The sequence below is a fragment of the Bacteroidales bacterium genome, from assembly GCA_014860585.1.
Lineage (GTDB): Bacteria > Bacteroidota > Bacteroidia > Bacteroidales > 4484-276 > RZYY01.
Genome location: JACZJL010000134.1, coordinates 33,070 through 54,211, shown reverse-complemented (window position 1 = coordinate 54,211; position 21,142 = coordinate 33,070). Strand labels below are relative to the sequence as shown.

At 42.0% G+C, this 21,142-nt stretch carries 20 protein-coding genes; 11 read left to right on the top strand and 9 right to left on the bottom strand.

Translation table 11 applies throughout. The features are described 5' to 3' along the window. The first annotated feature begins 84 nt into the window (after nt 1-84). Nucleotides 85-1,098: a tRNA-dihydrouridine synthase gene (locus tag IH598_13995; GenBank protein MBE0639625.1), complete on the top strand. Its 1,014-nt coding sequence runs from the start codon at nt 85-87 to the stop codon at nt 1,096-1,098. Nucleotides 1,099-1,217: 119 nt separating this feature from the next. Here the strand turns inward: IH598_13995 and IH598_13990 are convergent, their stop codons facing one another. Both IH598_13990 and tsaA read right to left on the bottom strand, forming a co-directional pair. After that, nucleotides 1,218-1,973 carry a DUF1295 domain-containing protein gene (locus IH598_13990; protein ID MBE0639624.1) on the bottom strand — a complete coding sequence of 252 codons (756 nt, stop codon included), beginning with the start codon at nt 1,971-1,973 and terminating at the stop codon, nt 1,218-1,220. Nucleotides 1,974-2,046: 73 nt separating this feature from the next. Continuing rightward, complete coding sequence (gene tsaA / locus IH598_13985; GenBank protein ID MBE0639623.1) at nt 2,047-2,523, bottom strand: tRNA (N6-threonylcarbamoyladenosine(37)-N6)-methyltransferase TrmO; 477 nt, start codon at nt 2,521-2,523, stop codon at nt 2,047-2,049. A gap of 39 nt (nt 2,524-2,562) precedes the next feature. Between tsaA and IH598_13980 the strand changes: the two genes are divergently transcribed. Genes IH598_13980 through IH598_13970 form a run of 3 tightly spaced genes read left to right on the top strand, consistent with a single transcriptional unit; the run spans nt 2,563 to nt 4,985 of the window. Beyond that, nucleotides 2,563-3,750: a class I SAM-dependent rRNA methyltransferase gene (locus IH598_13980; GenBank protein ID MBE0639622.1), complete on the top strand. Its 1,188-nt coding sequence runs from the start codon at nt 2,563-2,565 to the stop codon at nt 3,748-3,750. A 51-nt stretch (nt 3,751-3,801) separates the two neighbouring features. Continuing rightward, nucleotides 3,802-4,497 carry a CPBP family intramembrane metalloprotease gene (locus IH598_13975; protein ID MBE0639621.1) on the top strand — a complete coding sequence of 232 codons (696 nt, stop codon included), beginning with the start codon at nt 3,802-3,804 and terminating at the stop codon, nt 4,495-4,497. 14 nt (nt 4,498-4,511) lie between these two features. After that, nucleotides 4,512-4,985: a hypothetical protein gene (locus tag IH598_13970; protein ID MBE0639620.1), complete on the top strand. Its 474-nt coding sequence runs from the start codon at nt 4,512-4,514 to the stop codon at nt 4,983-4,985. Nucleotides 4,986-5,213: 228 nt separating this feature from the next. Here IH598_13970 and IH598_13965 read toward each other — a convergent pair whose 3' ends face one another. Next, the gene (locus tag IH598_13965; protein ID MBE0639619.1) at nt 5,214-5,828 is read right to left on the bottom strand and encodes an LON peptidase substrate-binding domain-containing protein; all 615 of its coding nucleotides are present in this window, start codon (nt 5,826-5,828) and stop codon (nt 5,214-5,216) included. Nucleotides 5,829-5,948: 120 nt separating this feature from the next. Here IH598_13965 and IH598_13960 point away from each other — a divergent pair, with 120 nt between their 5' ends. Continuing rightward, nucleotides 5,949-6,779, top strand: a complete 831-nt coding sequence (locus IH598_13960; GenBank protein ID MBE0639618.1) for a TIGR00159 family protein — start codon at nt 5,949-5,951, stop codon at nt 6,777-6,779. Here IH598_13960 and IH598_13955 read toward each other — a convergent pair. From IH598_13955 to ruvX, 3 genes are read right to left on the bottom strand one after another with little or no spacing between them, the layout of a single operon-like run. Further along, on the bottom strand, nt 6,776-7,306 hold the full coding sequence (locus IH598_13955; protein ID MBE0639617.1) for a tetratricopeptide repeat protein: 531 nt from the start codon (nt 7,304-7,306) through the stop codon (nt 6,776-6,778). The two genes, IH598_13960 and IH598_13955, sit on opposite strands and share 4 nt — an antisense overlap. 27 nt (nt 7,307-7,333) lie before the next feature. Next, complete coding sequence (def, locus tag IH598_13950; GenBank protein MBE0639616.1) at nt 7,334-7,909, bottom strand: peptide deformylase; 576 nt, start codon at nt 7,907-7,909, stop codon at nt 7,334-7,336. 19 nt (nt 7,910-7,928) lie between these two features. Then, entirely contained in the window at nt 7,929-8,351 is a 423-nt protein-coding gene (ruvX, locus tag IH598_13945) for a Holliday junction resolvase RuvX (GenBank protein ID MBE0639615.1), read from the bottom strand. An 88-nt stretch (nt 8,352-8,439) separates the two neighbouring features. Here ruvX and IH598_13940 point away from each other — a divergent pair, with 88 nt between their 5' ends. The 4 genes from IH598_13940 to IH598_13925 are packed head-to-tail and all read left to right on the top strand — an operon-like array spanning nt 8,440 to nt 12,047. After that, nucleotides 8,440-9,255, top strand: coding sequence for a 2,3,4,5-tetrahydropyridine-2,6-dicarboxylate N-succinyltransferase (locus IH598_13940; protein ID MBE0639614.1), 816 nt, complete (start codon nt 8,440-8,442; stop codon nt 9,253-9,255). 27 nt (nt 9,256-9,282) lie between these two features. After that, a complete protein-coding gene (locus IH598_13935) occupies nt 9,283-10,284 on the top strand; it encodes a glycosyltransferase family 9 protein (protein ID MBE0639613.1) in 1,002 nt (333 codons plus the stop codon). Nucleotides 10,285-10,314: 30 nt separating this feature from the next. Then, entirely contained in the window at nt 10,315-10,878 is a 564-nt protein-coding gene (locus tag IH598_13930; protein ID MBE0639612.1) for a threonylcarbamoyl-AMP synthase, read from the top strand. Nucleotides 10,879-10,883: 5 nt separating this feature from the next. After that, nucleotides 10,884-12,047 carry a beta-aspartyl-peptidase gene (locus IH598_13925; GenBank protein ID MBE0639611.1) on the top strand — a complete coding sequence of 388 codons (1,164 nt, stop codon included), beginning with the start codon at nt 10,884-10,886 and terminating at the stop codon, nt 12,045-12,047. Between the two features lie 21 nt (nt 12,048-12,068). Here IH598_13925 and IH598_13920 read toward each other — a convergent pair whose 3' ends face one another. The 3 genes from IH598_13920 to IH598_13910 form a co-directional block, all read right to left on the bottom strand. After that, nucleotides 12,069-12,929, bottom strand: a complete 861-nt coding sequence (locus IH598_13920) for a response regulator (protein ID MBE0639610.1) — start codon at nt 12,927-12,929, stop codon at nt 12,069-12,071. Nucleotides 12,930-12,932: 3 nt separating this feature from the next. Further along, entirely contained in the window at nt 12,933-14,048 is a 1,116-nt protein-coding gene (locus tag IH598_13915; GenBank protein MBE0639609.1) for a hybrid sensor histidine kinase/response regulator, read from the bottom strand. A 76-nt stretch (nt 14,049-14,124) separates the two neighbouring features. Beyond that, nucleotides 14,125-17,613, bottom strand: coding sequence for a PAS domain S-box protein (locus IH598_13910; protein MBE0639608.1), 3,489 nt, complete (start codon nt 17,611-17,613; stop codon nt 14,125-14,127). 243 nt (nt 17,614-17,856) lie between these two features. Here IH598_13910 and IH598_13905 point away from each other — a divergent pair, with 243 nt between their 5' ends. Continuing rightward, on the top strand, nt 17,857-19,800 hold the full coding sequence (locus IH598_13905; GenBank protein MBE0639607.1) for a glycogen debranching enzyme family protein: 1,944 nt from the start codon (nt 17,857-17,859) through the stop codon (nt 19,798-19,800). A gap of 39 nt (nt 19,801-19,839) precedes the next feature. Further along, nucleotides 19,840-21,120: a glycosyltransferase family 4 protein gene (locus tag IH598_13900; protein MBE0639606.1), complete on the top strand. Its 1,281-nt coding sequence runs from the start codon at nt 19,840-19,842 to the stop codon at nt 21,118-21,120. Nucleotides 21,121-21,142: the final 22 nt, after the last annotated feature.

The window sequence follows — 21,142 nt, the reverse complement described above, 5'->3', positions numbered from 1 at the left end:
ACCCGCAAATGTAACTCCTTCCTGACTTACGAAAGCGCTCTGTCCGGAAATACTATTTTTGTGGACTATTTTTTACAGATCTTGATGGATAATTTCTGGACTTTACTGCCCAAACCGGTGTTCACGCTTGCGCCGATGGAGGATGTTACCGATACCTCTTTCCGGCAATTGGTGATGGAAATTTCCGATCCACGGTTTTTTCATGTGATCTTTACCGAATTTACTTCTACCGACGGATTGTGTCATCCGGTGGGGCGGCCGAATGTGATCAGCCGGCTGATGGTCAACGATACGGAGAGGGCTGTGTTGAGGAGCAAGGGGATGAAGATAGTTGCCCAGGTTTGGGGCGCCAACCCGGAGAAGTTTTATGAAGCAACCCGGCTAATCTGCGCTGAAATGCAATTCGATGGCATTGACATCAACATGGGTTGTCCGGTGAAGAAAATTGTTAAGCAGGGCGGATGTTCGGCATTGATCGGGCAACCGGCACTGGCAGCCGAGATCATCAAGGCTGCAAAGGAAGCATCCAACATTCCTGTCAGCATAAAAACCCGAACCGGGCTCAAAAAGCATGATACCGAAAACTGGATTGGGTTTTTGCTGGAACAAGACCCGGCCGCCATTATCCTTCACGCCCGCACCCAGAAAGACCAATCGGAAGTGGATGCCGACTGGCGTGAAATCGCTAAAGCGGTGGGGATGCGTAACCAATCTGGAAAAAACATACCGATAATAGGCAATGGTGATGTGATGAGTGTGGAGGATGCCCTTCAAAAATGCGTTGCAACCGGCGCCGATGGTGTGATGGTGGGTAGAGGGATCTTCCATAATCCATGGTTTTTCAACCTACCACAACCTGAAATCACAGTTAACGACAAACTGGAACTGCTCTGGCATCATGTGGATTTGTTTACCAAAACCTGGGGTACTGAACGGAATTTTGCAACGTTGAAGCGGTTTTTCAAGATTTATACCAATGCTTTTAAAGGAGCTGCCCGGTTGCGCGCTGCACTAATGGAAACCAATAATGCAGGGGAAGTCAGGCGAGTGCTAAATGATTTTAAAATTGAGACGCAATCAGATGACCTTCCTACCTGAAACTATTTATAAAAGTCGTTTTTTAAATAGAATTGATATTGAAAAATGTCATCGCCACACTTCTAAATTAGAACAAAACGTAAATTGATCAGACGATTTGAAGAGCTTAATCTGTTAAGTTATCTTTCAGTTTCATTAAGTAAATGCGTGTTGTGCTTGATGTATTTCAGGAAGATAAACCCAAACCCTGTTAATATCACAGCGTAGATTAAAAAAAGGTTAAAATGGTTCTCACGCTCAATAAACTCGCCGGTAACATCAAAAGCAAAAAAGATTAAAAACAAAGCAAATAAGCCGTTTTTCTCTTTCTTTAATACTTTTTTCCAGCTAAACATCAGGTTTGGTTTTTTGAATTTTTTGTATGCCGGAACAAATGCTGGAACTTCATCAGACCAATCAAGATATTGCTGGCCAAATTTTTTTCTTAAAAATTGCTCCTCAGCGAACATTATACGTTCATAGTAAACCCAATAAAAAAATACAAATGCAATGATAAACCAGAAATGTCCAGTAAGCATTGCCGGCCCCAACCACATGAGGAAGTTCCCTAAATAAAGCGGATGCCTGACCATAGAATAGATCCCTGTTGTGTTCAGGCTTTCAGCAACCTGGCCTTCTTTAGTATTCCTTCCGGAAGTGTTTTTTGGAGTGTAACCAACCGTGTATACCCTGATAACCAGACCAAACAGGCTGATTACTAAACAAATCATCTCAAAATAGATTTCATACGGAGTTTCTTCCAGGAAAAATGTCTCAGGATACATTTCAGTTCGCATGTAAAGTACAAAGCCAATAAACAAAACAATCAATGGCAGGTAGCTTCTGTATTTAAAGAGAAAGAGACCTTGTTTTTCTAATTCTTCCTGTAAAGCCATAATTTTCAAATTAAGACAAAGCGAACGCAATTGAAAGATAGTAATTGTCAAACCAGTGTAAATTGTTGCCCAATTATTCGAACCGCTTGTCCGAAACAATCATTGTCGTATCTTTTAAGGCACTCAGCCATCCTGAAGTTGCTTCTGAAGGCTGGTCAAATTCCGGAACATAAGGTTTGATATCGAGCAATGGCGTACCGTTGAGCATATCGAGATTTTCAAAATACAACCTGTTTTCCTCAATTTTTACCAATTTTACGATTGACAAACCGATGGCATTTGGCCTGACAGGAGCTCTTGTGGCAAATACCCCGCGCTCTTCCTGATCAAGAAATGGTTTTACCCGGAGTGATGTTTTTGTCCTCCTGTGAAAATGATAAATTAGTATGACATGTGAAAATGTTTCTATGTCCTTCAACCCTTCAAAATATTCCGGTTCGATCACTGCATGACCAGGCTTCACCAACCTGCTGCAGGGTTGTATCGGCATCTCTTCAGGGTTGTCAAATGCTGTTACGAGGTATCCGATGGTCTGATAGATTATTTCCATTGCCAGAGTTTTGATTTAATTTGTAGCAAAATACAAGGTATGCATTTTCAATTTCCAAAAGTAACACTAAAATCCGGTAGGGAACGGTCGCTGGAGCGTTTTCACCTGTGGGTCTTTTCGGGTGCAATAAAAAGCATTGCCGGAAAGCCATCCGACGGAGATATTGTTGAAGTTTATTCCAACAATGGCGAATACCTGGCCACGGGTCATTTTCAAAATGGCTCCATTATGGTCAGGATTTTTTCCTTTCAAAAAACCGAAGCTGACAACACTTTTTGGCAGGAAAAGTTTTTGAAGGCGATCAACTTCCGCAGGTCAATCGGTTTTTTCGATAACCCTGAAACCAACGTCTTCAGATTGATCCATGGCGAGGGCGATGGTTTCCCCGGGTTAATTGTCGATTTTTACAATGGTGTGGCTGTGTTGCAGGCGCATTCGGTAGGGATGTACCAGCACAGGGAGCTGTTTGCCGAAATCCTGACAGAAATTTTAGGAGAGCAAATTACAGCCGTTTACGACAAAAGCGAAGGCACCTTGAATACTGCAAGAGAGCAGGCCACAGGTGATTTTCTGAAAGGTTCAGCCGAAAAAGTGATCGTACTTGAAAATGGAAATCAATTTGAAATTGACATCCGTGAAGGACAAAAAACAGGATTTTTCATCGACCAGCGCGAAAACCGGAAACTTCTGCAGGGTTACTGCAACCGAAAAAAAGTGGCCAATTTGTTCTCCTACACCGGCGGTTTTTCGGTGTACGCCGGCAGGGGAAGGGCAATTCAGATTGACAGTGTTGATGCATCTGAGAAGGCAGTGCATCTTGCACAAACCAACATGGAACTTAACTTTGGGCAACATGAAAAACACCGGTTTCTGACTGATGATGTATTCGATTTTTTAAGAAATGAAAACAGTCAATACGATGTGATCGTGCTTGATCCGCCAGCATTTGCAAAGCACCGTCAATCACTTGATAATGCGCTGAAAGCCTACCGGAGGCTAAACGAAGCCGCAATCAGAAAACTGACACCTGGTGGGGTACTTTTTACTTTTTCCTGCTCGCAGGTGGTCACTCCGGATGATTTCCGGCTGTCTGTTTTTGCTGCTGCAGCGGCTGTTGGTCGCCCGGTGAGGATACTGCAACAAATGACACAGCCTGCCGATCATCCCATTAATATCTATCACCCTGAAGGGCAATACCTGAAAGGGTTGGTTTTGTTTGTAGAATAGTGATTAAATCATTTGAACGTAATGAACTACTCTCTCGATAAATTACCGAAAATGGGCTATGTAGCATCTTTTGTGATCTACATTCCTGCTGCATTGCTGATGTTTGTTTTGACAAAGTACTTGATTCCCTTTTTGAGTGAGCAAACCGGGATGGAGAATATCTTTTTCTGGTTCGTGGTTGCAGGGTTGGGAATATTCACCCCATTGATTTTGGCAGCGATTTTCATTTTAAAATCCGAAGGAGAAAATTTTTCGAAAGCAACATGGAGTGACCGGCTCAGGTTCAGGAAAATTACTACTAACGATCTGATCTGGAGCATAGGAGGATTATTAGTGGTTGGAATAATAAGCGGCTTGGTTCTCAAAACACTGGAATATTTCATCGGCGCCTTCGATCACTCGCCACCATTCATGTCATTTGAACCTTTAAGTGCCGGACGCTATTGGCTGCTGGCTGTGTGGCTTCCATACTGGGTTTTAAATATTATGGGCGAAGAACTGTTGTGGCGCGGCGTAATGCTTCCCCGCCAGGAAGTGGCTTTCGGAAAGAATGCCTGGCTAATTCATGGCGTAGGTTGGGGGTTGTTTCACATCGCTTTCGGCTGGCAACTGATGATTACCTTAATTCCACTCATTTTCATTCAATCGTACATTGTGCAGCGCACCAAAAACTCCTGGGTGGGGGTAATCATGCACGGTGGACTAAACGGACCAAGTTTTATTGCAATTTCTTTTGGATTAATTTAAAAAGCACATTCATTATGAAAAGTCTAACCTTTATCATCAGTATTCTGCTTCTTCATTTAGCAGGCAACAGCCAGACTAAGGAATTGAAAACCAGCGATTTTTTATGGCTAATGGGAACTTGGCAAAACACCGAAACAGGCGATTATGAACACTGGGTGGTAGATACCATCAATGGAAAAATTTCAGGTAGCGCTTTCTCATTGTCTGGAAGCGATACGACTTTTAAAGAGCAAATGCTGATCAGGAAGACTGCTGATCATTATTTCTTTTTAGCAGACGTGCCGCAAAACCAGCAGCCGGTTTCCTTTGAAATTGTAGCGACCACGGAAAACAGCTTCCGCAGTGAAAATACAAAGCATGATTTTCCCACTTTCATCAGCTACAGTTTGGTTTCAGAAGTAAATCTGGTGGCCGAAATCGGTAATCAATACCGCTCGATGAGATTTGAGTTTGTAAGGATCGAAGAGAAAATCAAATGTGAGGAATGAATTCCGATTTGCTCAAAAGCTGAATATAGATGTACCGAAGAATTGAAGTTTTTTAAACACAGCGTCTATCCCTGCAAGCCCCGTATGCAGGGTATCGCACGTTGACAGGTTTTCCTGACCTGACAACGTCTTCAAGACTTGTCAAAAATAGTATCTAATTGACTGTATTTTAAATCAATTCAAAAAGCAAATGGTTTGAAGTGAAAAAGGGAAAATGGTACGATGAGATCAATTCAAATAAAACCGGTATCCGACTTCTTCCAGTTTTTTATTGATCATCAATAGAAAATTTAGTTTAATCATGAGAAAATGTTCTCTTTTCTCATGGCAATCTAACCTGATAAATTTGTATTTCTCTTCGAGTTCTAAAGGCATCTGGCCGGCGATATCAAGGATTAGAGGGTTCAAGGGCAGTGTTGATGGGGTTGCATCCATTTTATTGATCCGGGAAAGCTGGTTTTGATAGCCTTCAAATTTTTTACGTAAATCATTTGATGGAGGTTTATTTATCTCATTGAGGATTTTAACTGTACCACCGCCATAGAGCTTGCCTGCAAGTTGCTCCTCCATACTTTCGATACTGAAAATGTTGACTCCTTTTACAAGAATATCCATTTCGCCGGTAGGGCTTACAGCCAGAATTTTGTGTAAAACTACTCCGGAACCATATTGACAAAGTTTTCCATCAACAATAAAAGGTATTCCAAAAGTACCTTTGGTTTCCTCCATATCGCGGATCAATTGTTTGTAACGCGGCTCAAAGATATGGAGCGGTTGTATTTCACCTGGAAGTACAATTATGCTTATTGGAAAAAGAGGGAAATTGTTAAGTATTTCAGTCATTGTATTTTTCATCTTCTTGACGAATAGTAAACATTTAAAATAAAAAATTGTTTGCCCCATTTTTGTTAATGTTCGGGAAGTTGCAGGTTTTAGTTATTTTTGGCCTGTAAAAACAAGATTATGTCAGAACTATTCACCACTGCGTTCATTCAGATCAAACTCACTGATTTCATTGATATCTTTTTGGTTGCATTGCTTATTTATGTGCTTTATAATCTTGTGAAGGGTACGGCAGCCATCAACATTTTCCTGGGTATTATCTCGATCTTTATTTTATGGCGTGTCGTACTGTTGCTTGAAATGGAAATGGTTAGCCAAATCCTCGGTGCTTTTATCTCGGTGGGTTTTATCGCATTAATCATTGTTTTTCAGCCGGAGATCAGGCAATTCCTCCTTTTGATTGGCACTCCAAGGTTTCTGGATAAAATGCGCAAGCGTTTTGGTATTTTCAAGTTTTCCAATGGAAGTCTTAATGAATTGAATGTTGATCACATTGTTTCAGCTTGTCGCAAGATGGCACTGAGTAAAACAGGAGCACTTATTGTTATTGCAAGGGTGAACGAATTAAGGCAATATGCCGAGACTGGTCTTTCTTTAGATGCAAAGATCAGTGAAGACCTTCTTATTAGTATTTTTTTTAAAAATAGCCCTTTACACGATGGCGCAGTAATTATTTTGAACAATAAAATCCATAAAGCACGTGCCATCATACCGGTATCAGGCAATCGACAATTATCGGGTGACTTGGGGTTAAGGCACAGAGCCGCTGTAGGTATTACCGAAAAAACTGATGCCCTTGCGTTGGTTGTTTCGGAGGAAACCGGGCAGATTGCCTATGCCCAGCGCGGAGAACTGACGCTGAATGTTAAGCCATCGCAACTAAAAAACTTTCTGGACAGTGAGTTTAATCAGGATTTAACAAAACCTGAGGGGAAAGAAAAAGCGAATTAATCCGCTTCCTGAGCAGCCTGTTGCTGAAAAATTTCAATTAATTCTTCCGGAGATTTCCCTAAATATTTCAACGAAACTTCTGCATCGTCAGCAAAATCATTTTCAGGATAAAGCTCAAGGAACTTCTCGTAAATTTCTTTGGCTTTATCAACACGTCCAAGATTGTTTTCATAGACATATCCTTGCAGGAACATGGCTTCCGGCAATTTAGGATAGTCAGGATATTCTTCAATAATCCGACCATAGAATTGAATGGCCTGTACCGAACGGTTGGTATTCATCGCCATATCGCCAGCTTTAAAGAGGTAGACAGGTGCAAGTGTGTCGGTGGGATAAGTTTCGACAAACAGAAGGTAGGCGTCAATTAATTCGCCAACCTTTTCTCTATCAATCATACCGGCTTCGCTGAACAATGCACTCTCGATACTTTCGATTTGGGTTACAGCCTTACTTCTTGGGCTGCTACAACTGCTTAACACCAAAACCAGGAGCAAAGCGAAGATCAAATTTCCAGTTACTTTTTTCATTGTGATGGACTTATTTGGTTTATATTTTTACGTGACTTTCAGTTTTTTCTTTGCTGGAAACAACATACGATAGTCCACACTGATGTTACCATTCGTAATATCTTTCAATTTGCGAGTTAACAATGTTCTGCGCAATGTACTGATCTTTTCAATGAAAAGAACCCCTTCCAAATGGTCGTATTCGTGCTGGATGATTCTTGCTTTTATCCCGTCAAATCGTTCTTCAAAAAAATTCCAGTTTTCATCATAATACTCAAGGACAACCACATCATGTCGATCAACATTTTCCCTGATGTTAGGAATGCTCAGACAGCCCTCTTCAGCAGTCACTATTTCACCTGAATCCTCAATAATATAGGGATTGAGGAAGATTTTTCTGAAAGTTGCCAATTCAGGGTGATCATCGGCTAATGGGGATGCATCAATAATGAAGAGGCGGATGGATTGATTAACCTGTGGGGCGGCAAGTCCAATGCCATTGGAAGCATACATGGTTTCGAACATATTGGCAATCAGTTCATCAAGCCCCGGATAATCGGCATCAATGTCTTCGGCAACTTTTTTAAGTGTCGGATGCCCGTAAGCCACAATAGGTAATATCATTTTCTAATATTTTGATCAGTTAATGAGCACTGTTAAGTTGTTGCATAAAAGATTGCAGCATTATGGTTGCGCTTACTTTATCAACAATATCCTTGTTTTGTCTTGCCATTTTTCCGATTCCTGAATTAAGGATCACATCTTTGGCCATTTTTGAAGTAAAACGTTCGTCAACCCTAAAAACAGGAATTTGAGGAAATTGTTTTTTCAGTTTTTTTACAAATGGTTCAGTAAATCTCTGTGAGTCCGAAGGAGTGTTGTTCAGATTAAGGGGTTCCCCCACTACAAATTTCTCGACATTTTCATGCTGAATATAGTCTTTCAGGTAATCGAAGATATCTTTAACATGCACTGTATCAAGCGCCGTTGCAATGATCTGTAACTCATCAGTCACAGCAAGGCCGACGCGCTTTTGACCGTAATCTATGGCAATGATTCTTCCCAAAATCCGATGTGGTATTGTTAAAAGTGATGCTGCAAAAGTATAAAGAAAATTATTTTGAATACTTTTGAGCCGAATGAAAAATCAGGACATGGAAGAACTGAGAGCATTAATAGAAATTGCATGGGATTATCGTGAAAAGTTAGCCGACAAACGGACACAAACCGCTATCGAAACTGTGATCGGAATGCTGGACAGCGGGCAGTTACGATGTGCTGAGAAAGTTGACGACAGCTGGAAAGTGAACGAGTGGGTTAAAAAAGCGGTGATACTCTATTTTCCGATCCGCACCATGGAAACCAGTGAATCTGGAATTTTTGAGTTTCACGACAAAATACCACTAAAAAATAATTATAAAACATTAGGAGTAAGAATGGTACCACCTGCTGTAGCGCGCTATGGCGCATTTTTGGCCAAAGGTGTGGTGATGATGCCATCCTATGTGAACATAGGCGCCTACGTTGATACCGGGACTATGATTGACACCTGGGCAACCGTCGGATCATGTGCACAAATTGGCAGGAATGTCCATCTGAGCGGTGGCGTTGGCATTGGAGGAGTACTTGAGCCGGTGCAGGCAGCGCCGGTGATCATCGAAGATCACTGTTTTATCGGCTCACGATGCATTGTGGTTGAAGGGGTCAGAGTGGAGGAAGCTGCTGTACTGGGAGCAAATGTAGTTATCACCCAGTCCACCAAAATTATTGATGTGACCGGCGAAGTTCCCATCGAATCGAAAGGGATTGTTCCTGCAGGATCGGTGGTAATTCCGGGATCATATACAAAATCTTTCCCAGCCGGTGATTTCCAGGTACCCTGCGCACTGATCATCGGTAAACGCAAGCCCTCAACCGACTTGAAAACTTCGTTGAATGAAGCATTACGTGAGTATGATGTTCCGGTTTAAAATAGTTGTACTTTGAAAGACACCCCCATACATAAAATTCTCATTATCCAGACTGCATCTATTGGAGATGTGGTGCTCGCAACCCCAGTGGTGGAGAAGCTTAGAACTTTTTACCCCGACGCCGAACTTGATTTTCTGATAAAAAAGGGTATCGAATCATTGCTTATCGGCCATCCGAAGATAAATAGAGTTTTGGTTTGGGATAAGACAGGTCAAAAATATAGGGAGATACTCGACCTCGTGAAACTGATCAGGAGGCATCGCTATGATGCAGTGGTTAACCTCCAGCGGTTTACATCAACCGGACTGATCACAGTACTTTCCGGTGCTGATATCAAACTTGGGTTTACTAAAAATCCATTTTCAGTGTTTTTTACAAAATCCCAAAAACACCGTATCTCATCAAACCCTCAAAAAAGTGAACATGAGGTGCATCGCAATCTTGCGGTTATTGACATGATTACTGATAAAAGCCGTGATTTTCAGGTTAGATTGTACCCCTCACAAACCGATTTTGCCAGGGTATCACAATTTAAAACCATTCAGTACATTACTATTTCTCCGGCTTCGTTGTGGTTTACAAAACAATATCCGCCAGAAAAATGGACTGAATTTTTGCAAGCAATTGATAAAGCGCTGATGGTCTATTTTCTGGGTTCGAAGCATGATAAGAAACTGTGCGAACAGATTATTACAGCATCAGGCCATGCCAATTCGATGAACCTCAGTGGTAAATTGACATTTTTAGAGTCTGCAGCCTTGATGAAACATGCCATCATGAATTTTGTGAACGACTCAGCTCCACAGCATTTTGCCAGTGCCATGAATGCACCTTTGACAGCAGTTTTTTGCTCTACCGTTCCCGCTTACGGTTTCGGTCCGCTCTCCGACAATTCGATGGTAATTGAGGTTGATGAAGCGCTAAATTGCCGGCCATGCGGGCTACATGGCCACAAGGCATGTCCTGAAGGACATTTTAAATGTGCCTTGAATATTTCCAAAGAAAAATTACTTAAGAGAGTACAATAAAAATGAGTCCATCATCAGATCAAATGAGATATGCAAAACGAAGTTGAAAAGACTGTACAGGTATTAAAACGCGGAGGAACCATCCTTTATCCGACCGACACGATCTGGGGAATCGGCTGTGATGCCGCCAACCAGAAGGCTGTTGATAAGGTTTACAAAATCAAGCAGAGGATTGAAGGAAAAAGCCTGCTGATATTGGTAGATACTCCAGAGCGAATCCATGATTATGTCGGGAATTTAAGTCCGGTGGTTTTCGATCTGGTTAAAAATTATAACAAGCCACTCACGGTGATTTACCAGGATGCTAAAAATGTGGCAAAGGGTGTGGCTGCTGAGGACAGAACAATTGGAATACGTGTGGTACAGGATGAATTTTGTCGCGAGGTAATCAGGCAATTCGGTAAAGCCATTGTGTCTACTTCGGCAAACCTTTCGGGAGAGCCGCCGGCGTTGAGGTTTCAGCAAATTTCCGAAAAGATCACCAGCCAGGTGGATTATATCGTTAATCTTTCCCAAAACGAAATCAGAACCATGAAACCTTCGAGGATTATCAGGATATCTGAAAAGGGAGATTTTGAAATTATAAGAGATTAAAAATTATGATTCTAATAAAAAACTGTAACCTTTATTCACCTGCTTTTCTGGGAAAAAAAGATGTACTGATTGCAGGAACCAAAATCGTTGCAATAGGTGAAACTCTTGAGCTTTCATCTGGTTTTGATGCCGAAGTTATTGATGCAAAAGGGCTGAATCTTGTTCCCGGTCTGATTGACGCCCATGTTCATATTGCAGGTGCAGGTGGAGAAGGCGGCCCTGCAACCCGTACTCCGGAAATGCCTCTAAGTATGCTGCTCGAGGGTGGAATCACCACCGTGGTTGGCTGCCTCGGTACCGATGGCTATACACGTGATCCGGCATCGGTATTGATGAAATGCAAGAGCCTTCGCCAGGAGGGTGTTTCGGCATACATGTACACGGGTTCATACCAGGTGCCGACACCTACCCTACTTGGAGACCCTGCAAAAGATCTCGCCATGATCGACGAAGTCATTGGAATTGGTGAAATTGCACTTTCGGATCATCGCAGCAGCTATCCAACGCTGAACGAACTTATTCAACTGGCTTCCAAAGCCCGCGTAGGAGGAATGCTTGGAAATAAAGCCGGGATCATCAATATTCACATGGGAGACGCAAAAGACCCATTCAGGCCACTTTATGATGTGGCAAACCACAGTGAAATAAAACTTTCACAGTTTTTACCGACACATTGCAATCGCAACAGGTATATTTTTGAAGACGCAAAAACCTTTGGAAAAACCGGATACATTGACCTCACAGCAAGCTCTTATCCCTATTATCCCGACATCGAAGTGAAGACCTCGAAGGCTGTTGTTGAACTGGTGAATTCCGGCGTTCCCCTTGGACACATTACGATAACCTCTGATGCATGCGGGTCTTTACCTGATTTTGATCAAAACGGAAATCTTATCCGTTTAGAAATGGGGCTGCCTAAATCAATCCTTTCAGAACTTTCAGACCTTGTACTTATCGAAAGAATTCCAATAGAAAAGGCGCTACAACCGGTCACTTCCACCGTTGCTGATATTCTTAAACTACGGTCCAAAGGTCGAATCCATAAGGGTAATGATGCTGATTTGGTGCTGCTTGACAATGACTTTCGGATCGCTTACCTGATTGCTATGGGAAAATTGATGGTCAGTAATTACAAAATGCTCCAAAAAGGAGGTTATGAGAAAGAGTAACCTTGAACCGACCAGGATTTGTTAAAACCTGTAATTCGATAAAAAATCGTTGATGTCCTGATCAGGATTGAGTTCGAGTTTCTGCCGGAGCCTTGATTTGCGTGTATAAACTGCCTCAGGCGATGTTTCGAGAAACTCAGCGATTTCTACATTCAGGAAACGCTGCTTCAGGTATGAACATAAACGCAGGTCATCGAAGGTAAGCTTTGGGAAGTCCCTTTTCAGCGATTTGTGAAACTCCTGGTTGCTTTTATCGATGAACAGGTTTGAAATCATCTCTTTGATATGGCGGATTTCCATGCGGGCCACCGGGCTTTTATCCTGGATTAATTTATCCAGCTGACTGCGCAACTCATAGAAAAGTGTTACATCACCCAATTCTTTTTTGGTTTCTTCGAGTTGTTTTTCAAGCTGTTCCCTCGAACTTTCTTCTCCTGGCTTTGCCTTATCAAGCAATTGCTTTTCAAGATTTGCTTTTTCTTCAAATTTACGTCTGATGTCAATGTGCGTTTTCACTCTGGCGAGCAACTCTTCGGTACTAAAAGGCTTTGTGACATAGTCCACAGCGCCCAGTTCAAACCCTTTGACCACATTTTCGGTTTCCGATTTGGCAGTGAGGAAAATGATCGGAATTTCTTTTGTTTTCGGATTGTTCTTTAGCTGTTTACATACTTCAAAGCCGTCCATACCCGGCATCATCACATCGAGCAAAATGAGGTCAAAATCAATGGATTTGATTTTTTCGAGTGCTGCATCGCCGCTTGTGGCAAAAGTAATATTGTAATTTTTGGACTGCAGAATGTTGGCAGCCAGTTCGATATTCTTAGGAATATCATCCACGATAAGAATGGTGTGTCGCTTTTCAAATTTCTCTGTTTGCATAAATTAAGATTTTGTTATTGGTAGCGTAAAGTAAAATGCACTCCCCTCCCCTTCTTTGCTTTCGACCCAAATTTTCCCTTTGTGTTTTTCAACAAATTCTTTTGTAATGACCAATCCGAGCCCAACTCCCTTCTCCCCTTTTGTGCCCCATTTCGGATCATTTTTGAACTTACTGAAAACCGACGTGGCGGTTTCACTATTCATTCCAATTCCGGTATCGGTAACAGAAATTTCAAGAAAATCATTTTCTGTCTCTTTGACTTTTAGTGTAATCAACCCTCCGGGCATAGTAAACTTTATGGCATTGGAAACCAGGTTGCGTAAAATAGTCTTCACTGCATTTTTATCGGCAAAAACCTGGAAATCCTTTATTAAATTGGTTTTCAGTGTGATGTCTTTGTTTTTGGCTAAACCTGAAAGAAGATTGTTTGTTTCATGTATTAATTGATTCAATCCGATCAACTTTGGAATATAAACCATTTTCCCTTGCTGATTTCTTGCCCAATAAAGCAGGTTCTCAAGCAGCGAATAGGCATTACCGGCAGTAGTTTGCATGGCTTTGATAAATTTAACCAGGCTTTCACGGTCCATATCCACCTGTTCGGATGAAATGATTTCGAGCGATTCTCTGATGTTTCCGAATGGGCCAAGAAGGTCGTGACTGATGATCGAAAACATCTTGTCTTTGGTGTCGTTGGCTTCCTGGAGTCTAATGTTAAGGGATTCCATGGCATCGAGGTTCTTTTTAAGCCGGATCTGTGTCTCGACCCTTGCCAGCAACTCTTTGCTTTGAAAAGGTTTGGTGACATAGTCAGCACCACCCAGGTCAAATGCTTTTACCACATTTTCTGACTCGGTTTTTGCTGTAAGGAAAATTATCGGGATTTGCCGTGTTTTAGGATTCGATTTGAGGAGGGTACATACTTCAAAGCCATCAATACCGGGCATCATAATATCGAGCAGAATCAAGTCGAAGTCAACCAGTTCCACCTTTTGAAGTGCTTCATTTCCCGATTGGGCAAAGGAGATGTTGTAGTTGTGATCACGCAAGATATTGGCTGCAACCCTTATGTTTATCGGATTGTCGTCAACAAGCAATATCTTCGGTTTTGGTTCCATTAAAATTCTGTGGAAAAACAGACGAATCTGTCAGGTTTCAAAAGTATCATTTTTAGTGAAAATGGGAAGAGGTAAACTATTTATTAGTCAACTGATCCTTTATTTTGCTGATCAACTTTGGAAAGTTCTTTAGGCAATTTTCCATGTGGTCAAGTTCAAAACTATCGAGAGCAACCAGAAACTGGCTTCCAAAGTCCTTAAGTGGATGTAGGTTAAAATCGATTCCTGCTTTGGTCACAAGGTCAGCAAATGTTTTCATTTCGTCGGATAGTTGGTGACGGTAAGCCCTTTCCCATTTTGGCATGAGCGTCTCGTCTATCAGCACTTGCAATTCGGTCTCCTCGCCTGGCGTCAGGCTAAGATTAAAATTTAACTCACTCTGGCAAAACTTTCCTTCTTGATGATCTGTAATTGTTTGGCGGTGGTTAACAAATCGCATGAGTTCCTTAAAAAGTTCAGAGCGTGTAACTGGTTTATGCAGGTACCCATCGAAATACCTGGTGTAGTTTTCTTCCTGGGCTTCGTTTCGGAATGAAGCAGTTAAAGCAATGATTTTAACATTTTGATTATCAGGATTTGTTTTTATGATTTTGGAGGCTTCAAAGCCATCCATAACAGGCATCCGGATATCCATAAAAATGATTTCCGGTTTCTTCAATTCGGCAAGTTGCACGGCCTGACTACCATCTTCGGCTTCGATCACCATAAAGTTATGGTTTATCAAATTCTCTTTCAGGAGTTTTCGGTTCGAAGACACATCATCAACAATAAGGATTGTGACGCGATAAAATTCAAGCCCAGCAAAGTTCAAATCTTCCTCATCATCTGGCAAATCTATTGAGGCGCCGATGAATACATTATGAAGCGTAAAAGTAAACTTTGAACCTTTACCTACCTCGCTTGTCAAATGGATGGTTCCTCCCATCATTTCAACAAGCCGCTTACTGATGGATAAACCAAGTCCTGTTCCTCCGTACTTCCTTGTATTATGCCCGCTTTGCTGCTGAAATGCATCAAAAATGATCTCGTGCTGATCAGCCGGAATACCTATTCCTGTGTCCTCCACGGTCACCTTGAGGTCAATGCGGCTGGTGTCGTCGGGAGGCTCTATTTTTTTTACCGAAAATTTGACATAGCCAAGATCAGTAAATTTGATGGCGTTGCCAATCAGGTTAAAAATGACCTGGCGCAGTCTCACCTCATCCAGGATAAGGCTGGCAGGGATATTTTCGTCCACATCAATAATGAAATCCAGGTTTTTCTCGCTGATTTTCAGCGAAAAGATTTGCTTTATTTCATTGATCAGGCTATAAGGATTGACGGGTTCAAACCTGAAACTCATTTTCCCTGCTTCGATCTTCGATAAGTCCAGAATATCGTTAATAAGCAGCAAAAGGTTTTTACCTCCAGACTTAATGGATTCAAGGTAACTGATCTGTTTTTTATCGGATACAAGGGTTTCGAGCAACTCAGTGAAACCGATGACAGCATTGAGTGGTGTACGGATTTCATGACTCATGTTAGCCAGGAACTCTGATTTTGCCATGTTTGCCTTTATGGCTTCTTCGCGCGATCGCTCCAACTGGAGCTGCAGTGTTTTTGCCTGAGTTATATCGATGATGGTTCCGATGGCATATTGCCTGTGGCTGATGGGGTCATAGTAAACCGTCACTGAAAGGTCAGCCCAAAAAATGCTGCCGTCCTTACGGACATATCGCTTTTCGAGCCGGTAGCAGTCGCTTTTTCCCTGAAATAAATCTGCCAGGGAGCAAACACTCGATTCATTGTCATCAGGAAAAGTAATGTCGGAGATATTTAGTTCTGTCAGCTCCTCCTTTGTATACCCCATCATTTCGGCCATTGCATCATTTACCTGCAGGAACTTTCCGTTTTCGTCCACAACATCAATCCCTATAGCAGCATTGGTGAAAATCGAACGAAAGTTGGTTTCGCTTCGCTGGAGGGCTTTTTCGGCAATTTTCCTATCCGAGATATCTGTTACACTCAAAGCATACGAAACCGGCTCTCCATCATCGTTCCGGATGAGGAAAAAATTTTGAATGGTGTGCACAACCTTGCCATCAATCCTTAAAAGGTCAATTTCTCCTGTCCAATGACTTTTATGATGAACAGCGGGGATGACCTCATTATTAAGCAGGTTGATGTGATTTCTCAGGTATGTTTTCCTTATTTCCTTGCCGATCACCTCGCTGGGTTTGTTGAACCCGGTGAGATGACATAACGTGGTATTGACATAAGTTATCCTGCCTTCCAGGTCGGCCATTCCAAAGCCAACACCCGATTCTTCTGCAAACATCCTGAAGATTTTTAACTGCTCCTCAGTGTTCTTCAACTCGGTGATATCCCTTGTACTAACGGTCACACCTGAGATAGTGCCATCAAATTCGCGAACAGGGTTGTATTTTACATCCATGAATCTTCTCTTGCCATCTGCAAACACATTCCAGTATTGATCACTGATGGTTTCACCAAGTAAACACCTGTCAATATTGGGCTTTATCAACTTTTTAAAAACCTCGTCACCAAACATCTCTGATACAGTATGCCCTTCAATTTCGTTCATTGGCTTTTTGTAGGCATCAAGATAAGCCTGGTTGACATTGATATACCTGTAGTCCGGCGAAATCAGGGACATTAGTTCGCTGGATGAAGAAACAATGAGCAGGTATTCACGAAGTTTATCTTCGGTGGCTTTTTGTTCGGTAATGTCTCGGATGGTACCAACAAGCAACTGCCCAATACTCTCGGTATCCCCCAACAAACAAACTTCTTCCATGATCCACCTGACTCCGCCCAAAGGATGCCTGATCCTGTAAGAGTAGGATTCCGTAGTGCCTTTTCTGACAGCCCTGTCAATTTTTGTTTTGATAAAACTGAGATACTCAGGGAAAATGATTTCTTTGATTAGTAATTGAAGTTGGCTGTAACTCGAAATTTCTTCAATGCCGAATATCCTGAAAAACAGCTCAGAGCATTGAATATTGTCGCTGCCTATCTCCCAGACCCAACTGCCGGTTTTAGCAACTTCATGTGCTTTTTTCAGGTTAAACTCACTCTGCCGCAATGCTAATTCGGTTAATTTAAGACTGGTGATGTCGCTGCCTAATGCCACAAGGCCGGTCACTTTACCCATGGGATCGAACAGAATTTGATTGGTCCAGCCAATCCAGAAAATTTGATTATCGCGGGTAATCAATCTCTTTTCGTGCTGATAGAAATTCAAACCTTGTTCAACCATTTCATGCAAAAGGTCGGAGAAGGATTTCAGGATTTGTCCAAATTCCGGAACAACTAACCGGGTAATTGACTTAAGTTCTTTGGGATCTGAATGCAGATTAAAAAGTGTTTGTGCAAACGGATTAAGGTATTCGATGGCGCCATCCGGAGAAAACCTGATAATGGCTAACTGTGCGTTTTCAGTGATTTGTTCATACTCCGAAATCTTCATCTGCGCGACTTTTAGAGACTCTCTGACCTGCATCAGTTCCTGACGCAATAAAGACAATTGTAACTCGACGCGCTCTTTCGATGCTGATGATTCCATGCGACGCAAACTCTATTAATGAAAGATTTCGGGGGCTAAATTACAATTAATTCATTATCCATTTTGATGATATTTCTTGAATGCCTTTGAGCAGTTTTTGAACTTGTGAGCTTTATCTATTTAATTTTATGTTAATTAGTTTTAATTTGCTGGTTTTTATAGCTTTAAAAGTAGTACTTTCGCGGTCAGAAATTTTATTGCAAATTTGACTTTAACAAATTAATTTTCAAGAATTTAATCAGCATGGCCTACATTAAGTTTGACAAAACACAGTTAATTAACCTCGAATATTCATTACGACGTGAACTCCTCCGCTCGAACCGCTCTGGTGCATTTGCTTCAACCACAATCATTAATTGCAACACCAGGAAATACCATGGTTTACTCATTGTACCGCAACCACAATTCGGTAACGACCCGCATGTGCTGCTCTCTACACTCGACGAGACCGTGATTCAGCATGATGCCGATTTTAACCTGGGAATCCACAAATACCAAAATGGCGTGTATGCCCCAAAAGGTCATAAATATGTAAGGAATTTTGAACTCGATCCCGCTCCAAAAATTACTTACAGGGTAGGTGGTGTCGTTCTCGAAAAGGAAATTCTGTTTTCTTCACATGAAAATCAGGTGCTCATCAAATACACGTTGGCTGAAGCAAATTCACCAACTAAATTAAGGCTCAAGCCGTTCCTTGCGTTCCGCAACATTCATGAGCTTTCAAAAGCCAATATTGATGCCAATAAAAAATATGAGCCCGTTAAAAATGGGATTAAGGTTACCATGTATGACGGCTATTCACCACTTTTTATTCAATTTTCGAAAAAGACAGAATATGTGCATGTGCCTGATTGGTATTACAATATTGAATACACGCACGAGAGTCTGAGAGGTTATGATTCAGTTGAAGACCTCTATGTACCCGGGTACTTTGAGATTGAAATTGCTAAAGGTGAATCTGTCATCCTTGCCGCCGGAACTGCAGAAATTAACCCAACAGGTTTAAAGCAAAGATTTGTTGCAGAAGGGAAAAAAAGGCTCCCGAGAAACTCATTCGAGAACTGTCTCATCAATGCAGCACAACAGTTTGTTATCCGAAAAGAGAATAAGGTTGAAGTGCTGGCCGGTTACCCATGGTATGGCAGCATAGGTCGCGACACATTTATGTCGCTGCCGGGTCTTTTGCTTACCCGGGATGATACAAAAACCTTCAAAGAAGTCATTGATTCGATGATTTCGACTATGCAAGGACCTTTTTTCCACAATACTATTAAGAATCATACGATAAACTACAACTCAGTTGACACTCAATTATGGTTCTTCTGGGCGCTGCAAAAGTATGTCGAAAAAACCGGCGAGAAAGCCAAAATATGGAATGAATACAGAAATGTAATGAAACTCATCCTGAATGCTTACCGGGATGGAACACAATATAATATTAAGATGCAGGAAAACGGGCTGCTGTTTGCAGGAGAAACCGGAAATGCGATAACCTGGATGAACGCCCTGGTTAACGGAAAACCCGTAACACCGCGAATAGGCCTGCCAGTCGAAGTAAATGCCCTTTGGTACAATGCTGTAATGTTTAGTCTTGAGCTGGCCAAAGCAGCCAAAGACTCAACATTTACAGGTCAATGGAAAGGTATTCCGGAAAAAATCAAAACTGGATTCGAAGCTGAATTCTGGGACCAGGAGAAAGGTTACCTTGCCGACTACACCAATGGCAACTTCAAGGACTGGTCGGTACGTCCAAACCAGCTGCTTGCTGTTTCGATGCCTTATTCGCCGTTGAGTGATATCCAGCAAAAAAGAATCCTTGACGTTGTTGAAAGAGAATTACTTACTCCAAAAGGGTTACGGTCTTTAACACCAAAAAGTCTGAAATACAAAGGTGTTTACCGCGGAACTGAGCAGGAACGTGATGAAGCTTATCACCAGGGTTCAGTGGTAGCATGGCTGATCGGGCATTATGCCGAAGCCTACCTGAAAGTTTACAAAAAAGGCGGGCTGTTTGTCATCAAAAATCTGTTCAATGGACTGGAACCCGAGATGCAAACTTATGGCATAGGCACTATTTCTGAAATTTTTGACGGTGATCCACCGCACCACCCTTCAGGCGCCATCTCGATGGCTTCATCGGTTGCCGAACTGCTAAGAATCATTGAAATGATAAAAAATTATGAATAGTCACATTCAACATAAATTAAGAAGTAACAGGATTTGCTCATGAAAGTATTAATGTTTGGATGGGAATTCCCTCCCCATATTTCAGGGGGCTTAGGAACTGCGTGTTACGGTATGACAAAAGGCCTTGCCAATCAGGGCATAGAGACGATCTTTGTTGTGCCAAAGGCATACGGGGATGAGGACGAATCGGCGGTGCGAATTGTGAATGCAAGCGATGTATTGGTTGATTCATCCGATGAGGACTACAAAGAGTTCTGGAAGAAGATCACCTACATGGAGATCGGATCGAACCTGATTCCTTATGTCAGCCCGCAGGAATTTGCCCGTATTGCAGAAGAAAACAGGCTCGAAGGAGTTTCGTTAGAACAAAAAGTAACAAGCACAAAGTTCAATTTTTCCGGCGCTTATGGCACCGACCTCATGGCTGAAGTTTCCAGGTATGCGCTGGTGGCTGCAGGGATAGCAAAAAAATCCCAGTTCGACCTCATTCACGCGCACGACTGGCTCACTTATTCAGCTGGAATTGCTGCCAAAAATGTTACCGGGAAACCACTTGTTGTTCACATGCACGCCACAGAGTTCGACCGCTCAGGAGTAAATGTTAACCAAAACATCTACGATATTGAGCGTAAGGGAATGGAAGAAGCTGACAGGGTGATCACGGTAAGTAATCTTACGAGAACTACCGTTATTGAAAAATACGGAATTAACCCCGATAAAGTTTTCACGGTACACAATGCTGTAGAACCTACTGATAAAGAGGTGGATGATGTGAAACGGCATGTAAAGGAAAAAGTGGTTACTTTCCTCGGAAGACTCACTCAGCAAAAAGGCCCTGAGTATTTCATCGAAGCCGCCAGCCTTATCCTGAAGCAGGATCAGAATGTTAGGTTCGTTATGGCCGGGTCGGGCGACCTGATGAATAAAATGATTAAACGCGTTGCTCAGCTGAAAATCGCTACGAAATTTCATTTTACCGGTTTTCTCAAAGGAGCTGATGTAGATAAAATGTTTCTGCTTAGCGACGTGTTCGTGATGCCCTCGGTGTCAGAACCTTTTGGTATCGTTCCGCTGGAGGCCATGCGATCCAACGTACCGGTGGTCATTTCAAAACAATCGGGCGTTGCGGAAATTCTCAAACATGCCCTCAAGGTAGACTTCTGGGATGTGCACGGCATGGCCGATTCGATTTACGGTTTGCTACACTACGACTCATTGCGTAAAACTTTTCAGAAATATGGAAAAGATGAAGTTGACAGCCTTAAATGGGACAATGCTGCCTTCAAAATCGTTCAGGTATATGACACTTTATTTAAGTAATTAATCATTAGTAAGATAAATA

What these genes read in the sequence shown, in the direction of transcription:
- IH598_13900 (MBE0639606.1), top strand. Translation starts at nt 19,840, where the DNA reads ATGAAAGTATTAATGTTTGGATGGGAATTCCCTCCCCATATTTCAGGG.
- IH598_13915 (MBE0639609.1), bottom strand. Translation starts at nt 14,048, where the DNA reads ATGGAACCAAAACCGAAGATATTGCTTGTTGACGACAATCCGATAAAC.
- IH598_13975 (MBE0639621.1), top strand. Translation starts at nt 3,802, where the DNA reads ATGGGCTATGTAGCATCTTTTGTGATCTACATTCCTGCTGCATTGCTG.
- IH598_13980 (MBE0639622.1), top strand. Translation starts at nt 2,563, where the DNA reads ATGCATTTTCAATTTCCAAAAGTAACACTAAAATCCGGTAGGGAACGG.
- IH598_13925 (MBE0639611.1), top strand. Translation starts at nt 10,884, where the DNA reads ATGATTCTAATAAAAAACTGTAACCTTTATTCACCTGCTTTTCTGGGA.
- IH598_13995 (MBE0639625.1), top strand. Translation starts at nt 85, where the DNA reads ATGGATAATTTCTGGACTTTACTGCCCAAACCGGTGTTCACGCTTGCG.
- IH598_13905 (MBE0639607.1), top strand. Translation starts at nt 17,857, where the DNA reads ATGGCCTACATTAAGTTTGACAAAACACAGTTAATTAACCTCGAATAT.
- IH598_13970 (MBE0639620.1), top strand. Translation starts at nt 4,512, where the DNA reads ATGAAAAGTCTAACCTTTATCATCAGTATTCTGCTTCTTCATTTAGCA.
- IH598_13960 (MBE0639618.1), top strand. Translation starts at nt 5,949, where the DNA reads ATGTCAGAACTATTCACCACTGCGTTCATTCAGATCAAACTCACTGAT.
- IH598_13940 (MBE0639614.1), top strand. Translation starts at nt 8,440, where the DNA reads ATGGAAGAACTGAGAGCATTAATAGAAATTGCATGGGATTATCGTGAA.
- def (MBE0639616.1), bottom strand. Translation starts at nt 7,909, where the DNA reads ATGATATTACCTATTGTGGCTTACGGGCATCCGACACTTAAAAAAGTT.
- IH598_13920 (MBE0639610.1), bottom strand. Translation starts at nt 12,929, where the DNA reads ATGCAAACAGAGAAATTTGAAAAGCGACACACCATTCTTATCGTGGAT.
- tsaA (MBE0639623.1), bottom strand. Translation starts at nt 2,523, where the DNA reads ATGGAAATAATCTATCAGACCATCGGATACCTCGTAACAGCATTTGAC.
- IH598_13990 (MBE0639624.1), bottom strand. Translation starts at nt 1,973, where the DNA reads ATGGCTTTACAGGAAGAATTAGAAAAACAAGGTCTCTTTCTCTTTAAA.
- IH598_13965 (MBE0639619.1), bottom strand. Translation starts at nt 5,828, where the DNA reads ATGACTGAAATACTTAACAATTTCCCTCTTTTTCCAATAAGCATAATT.
- IH598_13955 (MBE0639617.1), bottom strand. Translation starts at nt 7,306, where the DNA reads ATGAAAAAAGTAACTGGAAATTTGATCTTCGCTTTGCTCCTGGTTTTG.
- IH598_13910 (MBE0639608.1), bottom strand. Translation starts at nt 17,613, where the DNA reads ATGGAATCATCAGCATCGAAAGAGCGCGTCGAGTTACAATTGTCTTTA.
- IH598_13930 (MBE0639612.1), top strand. Translation starts at nt 10,315, where the DNA reads ATGCAAAACGAAGTTGAAAAGACTGTACAGGTATTAAAACGCGGAGGA.